This is a genomic window from Edaphosphingomonas laterariae (genome assembly GCF_900188165.1).
GTDB lineage: Bacteria > Pseudomonadota > Alphaproteobacteria > Sphingomonadales > Sphingomonadaceae > Sphingomonas_E > Sphingomonas_E laterariae.
On record NZ_FZOS01000015.1, the window covers coordinates 83,613 to 90,261 of the forward strand.

The 6,649-nt window shown below is 64.6% G+C and carries 3 protein-coding genes; 1 reads left to right on the plus strand and 2 read right to left on the minus strand.

Features of this window, described 5'->3' with window-relative positions; all coding sequences use genetic code 11:
- Positions 1–12: 12 nt before the first annotated feature.
- Together CHB74_RS13745 and CHB74_RS13750 are read right to left on the minus strand one after the other, a co-directional pair.
- A complete protein-coding gene (locus CHB74_RS13745) occupies positions 13–1,596 on the minus strand; it encodes a hypothetical protein (protein WP_245842914.1) in 1,584 nt (527 codons plus the stop codon).
- 128 nt (positions 1,597–1,724) lie between these two features.
- Positions 1,725–2,279 carry a serine O-acetyltransferase gene (locus tag CHB74_RS13750; protein WP_218821440.1) on the minus strand — a complete coding sequence of 185 codons (555 nt, stop codon included), beginning with the start codon at positions 2,277–2,279 and terminating at the stop codon, positions 1,725–1,727.
- A 433-nt stretch (positions 2,280–2,712) separates the two neighbouring features.
- On the opposite strand from CHB74_RS13750, the gene rpoB reads away from it, so the two are divergent.
- A partial coding sequence (rpoB, locus tag CHB74_RS13755; protein ID WP_089220198.1) for a DNA-directed RNA polymerase subunit beta occupies positions 2,713–6,649 on the plus strand: 3,937 nt, incomplete at its 3' end.

Consider the following 6,649-nt stretch of genomic DNA (forward strand, 5'->3'; position numbering starts at 1 on the left):
CATATCTCGCAGTTAGTTGGCCGCGCGCGCCTCGCCGCCGCCCAATCCCCGCATGAAATCGGAAACCGCGCGCTGTTTCGGCGCGTCGGCCTCGGGTTGGCCCGAATATTCGCTAAGACCCCAGGCGCCGAAATGGCTGATCGGGCCAACCGAATTGTACAGCATCATCGTGTCACCGATCTGCGCCTGCCACCCCTGCATATATTTGAGGTACAGGTCATACATGCGCGGATCGCGGTTGGTGCCAGCGATCAGGGCCGTATCCTTGCTCGTCACATGCTGCCCCGCTTCATAAGCGAGGTAACGCTTGCCATAACGCGCCGCGAGCGTCTTGTTCTCGGCCGCCTTGGCCAGCGCCGCATCGACGTCCGCGCTCATGAAGCGGAACGCGGCATCGAGGTCGGTCTGCGCCACGCGATCACCCGTGAACGTGTCCCCGCCGAAATAAGGCGCGGTCGCCAGCGCGTCGAAATTCTGCGCCGTATCCTTGTAATCCAGCACGACTCGCGCCGACCAGGGATTGGCGTTCTGCGTGGAGATCACGCGCACCAGCCGGTTCGGCGTCGCCTTGAACACATCGGCCCAGATCTTGTGCATCCAGGTCGATTTCTCGGCATACCGGCGCAACATCGCCTCGCCGATATTCCCCGGCGCAAGCCCGGCGGCCATGCCTTCTTCCTTGGCCTGCGTCGTCACGCGAAACGCCCAGTTCCACACCTCATTGCCCATCTCGACATAAACGGTGCGGCCGGGTGCCAGATTGTCGCGGACATAGGTCGCGAACCGGCGCTGGAAATCCTCGTCGGCGTTCCACGGCATTGCGAACCACGGATCGGCGCCTGCCTCATTGGCCAGCGCGACCATCAGTTCGACGGACGCGCCCTGCTTGCTCGCCTGGCTCTGCGTCTCAGGCGTCGGACGGTTCGCCCAATCGATCGGCGCATTGATATTGGTGCTCTGCCAATCCATGAAGCGCAGCAGCTTATAGCCGGTCAGCGAACGAAGATAAGCCGGCGAGAACAAGGCCGTCGGCGACGCCCCCTTCTCCCGGCAGTCGAGGTCGCGGACCGGATCGGCGGGATCGACCTGGCTCAGCGTAACCCATGCCGTATGCGCCTTTGGGCCGTTGGCCGGGGCCCAGTCGAACTCCATGCTGCGCCCGCCATTGGAGGATGCGCGGCCCGCGCCGCCGACGGAAAGGCTGCCGCGCCCCTGCCAGGTGCAGCGAATCCGGGTCGGCTTGTCACCAAAGGCACCCTCGGGCGGCACCAGCGCCAGGTTCCCACGCTCCTCCGGCAGCAGCATCTTGATCCGCCCGGCGCCATCCAACTGCGCGGGATCGAATTTCTGCCAGCCGCGCACCCCCGGCCGCTGGCTCGCCCACCCGGCGCCCTTCGCCAGATTCATCAGCGCGCGATCGGCAGAATAATAATTCGGCTGCGCCAGATTGATGCCAAGGCTCATCGGCGGAACGGGCACGGCCGCTACCGCCTGATCGGCCACGCCGAACATCGCGGGCGCCGCCAGCGCCGCCGCCACCGCGATCGAACCGACACCGGCCGCCATCAGCCCTGCCCGCTTCGGGTGCTTTGCCACATACTGGGTCATCGCTGGCCAATTCGGCACATCGGGCCTCGTGCGCTCACGGGGGCGAATAGTCGCCGGCTTTGCCAAACCATATGCACGCTCTCTCCCGCTGTCAAAATGGCCATAGCCGTTTCTTGTCAGTCCTTTGTGTCAGCATCAACACGCCGCTCGACCGGCCGGGCCGGTATTCCGACGACCACGGTATGCGCTGGCACATCATCCAGCACGACGGCATTGGCGCCGATCACCGCATAATCGCCGATGGTGACGCCGCCCAGTATCTTGGCGCCCGCCCCCACTTCGACCCAGCAACCCAGCCGGGGCACGCCGCGATTTCCGCGCGTGCCCAGCGTCACCTGCTGGAACAACAGGCAATTGGGCCCGATCTCTGCCTTGGGATAGACGACGACGCCATTGGGGTGCGGCAGAAGCAACCCGCCGCCGATCGCGCAGTTGAGCGGGATGTCCGCACCGGTGACAACGCTCCAGAACCGATAGCGCAGCACGGCGATCCGCCTGGCGATGCCGGCAATCGGCCCGCGCTTCGCCGCCGCCGCCTGATAGGCGCGGATGCTCGCCATCAGCGATCGCGACGGCTGCCACGCAAGGGTAGCCTTATGCTCGCGCGACCAATCCGGCTGCCAGCCTTCCCCGCCCCTCACATCACCGCCCTTCACTTCGCGGTCCGCCACCCCGTCCCCTCCCATCGCATCCTGTTCCCCATCGGAACATCGTGCCGCCGTTGCGGTGTTGCCCCAAATCCGGCAATCCTTCCAGCGCCGGAACGCCCCGACCGCAGGATCGGGGCGCGCTTCCCCTTCCACCCGATCCCCACCTGGCACAAACCCCTTTGCGAAATCCTACAGCGGGCCTATATGGGTTGTTCACGGATTTCCCGGCCCTTCAGCCCGTTCCTCGGGGTGCAGGCCGCCTCATCCGCTCCCGGGACACGGCCTGCGTTGCGCACAGGCCGCGACGAATGGGGAGTTAGACGAGGTTCTACCAGACGCAGGCAGTGCGGTTCCGACGGCCCGGACCCGCACTTTTTTTCGTGGAGTCCTTCCACGAATCGGCTGCGATCCGCTGTGAGGCGGTGACTTTTTTGATCGGACGCGAGGATAATTCATGGCGACCCAGGCAGCTTCCGGCCAGGCCCTCATCAACACCGCGAAGAAGCGCATCCGCAAGGTTTTCGGCAACATCCACGAAGTGGTGCAGATGCCGAACCTGATCGAGGTTCAGCGCGAAAGCTACGAACAGTTCCTGCGTTCGCGCCCCGAGGACGGTTACGTCTCGGGCCTGGAAAAGACGCTGCGCTCGGTCTTCCCGATCCGCGATTTCGCCGGCACGGCCGAACTCGATTTCGTGCACTACGAACTCGAATCCCCGAAATATGACGTGGATGAATGCCGCCAGCGCGGCATCACCTATGCGGCGCCGATGCGCGTCACGTTGCGCCTGATCGTGTTCGAGGTGGATCCGGATACGGAAACCCGCTCGGTGCTCGATATCAAGGAGCAGGACGTCTACATGGGCGACATGCCGCTCATGACCGAGAACGGCACCTTCTTCGTCAACGGCACCGAACGCGTCATCGTCTCGCAGATGCACCGTTCGCCGGGCGTGCTGTTCGATCACGATCGCGGCAAGACGCACGCGTCGGGCAAGTATCTCTTCGCCGCCCGCGTCATCCCGTATCGCGGCTCGTGGCTCGATTTCGAATTCGACGCCAAGGACATCGTCAACGTCCGTATCGACCGCAAGCGCAAGCTGCCGGTCACGACGCTTCTCTACGCCCTCGGCCAGAATGGCGAGGAAATCCTCAACCACTTCTACGGCCGCCTCACCTGGGTCCGTGGCGAAGGTGGCTGGAAGGTTCCCTACGTGCCGGAAAACTGGCGCGGTCAGAAGCCGAACTTCGACGTCGTCAACGCCGCGACCGGCGAAGTCGTGTTCCCGGCCGGCACCAAGATCAGCCCGCGTGCCGCCAACAAGGCCGGCAAGGACGGTCTTGAGGTGCTGCTGATCCCGACCGACGAGATCTACGGCAAGTATAGCGCGTTCGATCTGATCGACGAGCAGACCGGCCGTATCTGGATCGAAGCCGGCGACGAAGTGACCCCGGAAAATCTCGACCTGCTCGATCAGGCCGGCCTCGAAAAGCTCGAGCTGCTGGACATCGACCATGTCTCGACCGGTCCGTGGATCCGCAACACGCTCAAGGCCGACAAGGTCGAGGATCGCGATCACGCGCTCAGCGAGATCTATCGCGTCATGCGCCCCGGCGAACCGCCGACGAAGGAAACCGCCGAAGCCCTCTTCGCCGGCCTGTTCTTCGATGGCGAGCGTTACGATCTGTCGGCCGTCGGCCGCGTCAAGCTCAACATGCGCCTCGATCTGGAATGCCCGGATGACGTGACGACGCTGCGCAGCGACGACATCCTCGCCGTGGTCAAGACGCTTGTCGACCTCAAGGACGGCAAGGGCGAAATCGACGACATCGACAATCTCGGCAACCGCCGCGTGCGTTCGGTGGGCGAACTGCTCGAAAACCAGTATCGCGTCGGCCTGCTCCGCATGGAACGCGCCGTGAAGGAACGCATGTCGTCGGTCGACGTGTCGACGGTGATGCCGAACGACCTGATCAACGCCAAGCCGGCCGTGGCGGCCGTCCGCGAATTCTTCGGCTCGTCGCAGCTGTCGCAGTTCATGGACCAGACCAACCCGCTGTCGGAAGTGACGCACAAGCGTCGCGTCTCGGCGCTCGGGCCGGGCGGTCTCACCCGTGAACGCGCGGGCTTCGAAGTCCGCGACGTTCACCCGACGCACTATGGCCGTATCTGCCCGATCGAAACGCCGGAAGGCCCGAACATCGGTCTGATCAACTCGCTCGCGTCGTTCAGCCGCGTCAACAAGTACGGCTTCATCGAAACGCCGTACCGCAAGGTCGTGGACAACAAGGTGACCAACGAGGTCGTCTATCTGTCGGCGATGGAAGAGGCCAAGCACACGATCGCGCAGGCGAACGCGGAGCTGACGGCCGATGGCGGCTTCGTCGAGGAACTGGTGTCCTCGCGTCAGGCCGGTGAATTCCTGATCGCCCCGCGCGATCAGATCACCCTGATGGACGTCAGCCCCAAGCAGCTCGTGTCGGTCGCGGCCTCGCTCATTCCGTTCCTGGAAAACGATGACGCCAACCGCGCGCTCATGGGCTCGAACATGCAGCGTCAGGCCGTGCCGCTCGTCCGTGCCGAGGCGCCGTTCGTCGGCACCGGCATGGAAGAAACCGTGGCGCGCGATTCCGGCGCCGCGATCGGTGCCCGCCGGACAGGCATCGTCGACCAGGTGGACGCGACCCGTATCGTCATCCGCGCGACCGAAGAGGTCGAGGCCGGCAAGTCGGGCGTCGACATCTACACGCTGATGAAGTTCCAGCGCTCCAACCAGTCGACCTGCATCAACCAGCGTCCGCTGGTGAAGGTTGGCGATGTCGTCCAGAAGGGCGACGTGATCGCCGACGGCCCGTCGACCGAGTTCGGCGAGCTGGCGCTGGGCCGCAACGCGCTCGTCGCGTTCATGCCCTGGAACGGCTACAACTATGAAGACTCGATCCTGATCTCCGAACGCATCGTGAAGGACGACGTGTTCACGTCGATCCATATCGACGAGTTCGAGGTCATGGCCCGCGACACCAAGCTCGGGCCGGAGGACATCACCCGCGACATTCCGAACGTCGGTGAAGAAGCGCTGCGCAACCTCGACGAGGCTGGCATCGTTTACATCGGCGCCGAGGTGGAGCCGGGCGACATCCTCGTCGGCAAGATCACGCCGAAGGGCGAAAGCCCGATGACGCCGGAAGAAAAGCTCCTCCGCGCCATCTTCGGCGAAAAGGCGTCGGACGTGCGCGATACCTCGCTCCGCCTGCCGCCGGGCGTTGCCGGCACGATCGTCGACGTGCGCGTGTTCAACCGCCACGGCATCGACAAGGACGAGCGCGCGATGGCGATCGAGCGCGAGGAGATCGATCGTCTGCGCAAGGACGCCGAGGACGAGCGCGGTATTCTCAACCGCGCCACCTTCGCCCGTCTGCGCGACATGCTGCTCGGTCACGTCGCCACCGGCGCCCCCAAGGGCGTCAAGAAGGGCGCGACCATCGACGAGGAAGTTCTGGCGTCGGTCGAACGTCACGAATGGTGGAAGTTCGCCGTTCAGGACGATGCCCGCCAGGCCGATCTGGAAGCCGTGAAAGCGCAGTATGACGACGCCGCCGGCGTCATCAAGGCGCGCTTCGAGGATCGCGTCGAGAAGCTGCAGCGCGGTGACGAGCTGCCGCCGGGCGTGCTCAAGATGGTCAAGGTCTTCGTCGCGGTGAAGCGCAAGCTGCAGCCGGGCGACAAGATGGCCGGCCGTCACGGCAACAAGGGCGTCATCTCGCGCATCCTGCCGGTCGAAGACATGCCGTTCCTGGAGGATGGCACGCCCGTCGATCTCGTGCTCAACCCGCTCGGCGTGCCTTCGCGCATGAACGTCGGTCAGATCTTCGAAACCCATCTCGGCTGGGCCGCCCGCGGTCTTGGCCAGCAGGTTACGGAGGCTCTGGAAGCGTGGCGTGAGGCCAATCCGAACCCCGCTGCCGCCGCTCCGCCGGCTGCCGTGGTGGATCGCCTCAAGACGATCTACGGCGCGCAATATCATGCCGAGATCGAAGCGCGTTCGACGGATCAGATCGTCGAAATGGCCAAGGTGCTGAAGAACGGCGTGCCGATGGCGACGCCGGTGTTCGACGGCGCCCGCGAACAGGATGTTTCCGACATGCTGTCGCTGGCGGGTTACGACACCTCGGGCCAGGTGGAACTTTATGATGGCCGCACCGGCGAGGCGTTCGATCGCCGCGTCACCGTGGGCTACATCTACATGCTCAAGCTCCACCACCTCGTCGACGACAAGATCCACGCGCGTTCGATCGGGCCGTACAGCCTCGTCACCCAGCAGCCGCTGGGCGGCAAGGCGCAGTTCGGCGGCCAGCGCTTCGGGGAAATGGAAGTGTGGGCGCTCCAGGCTT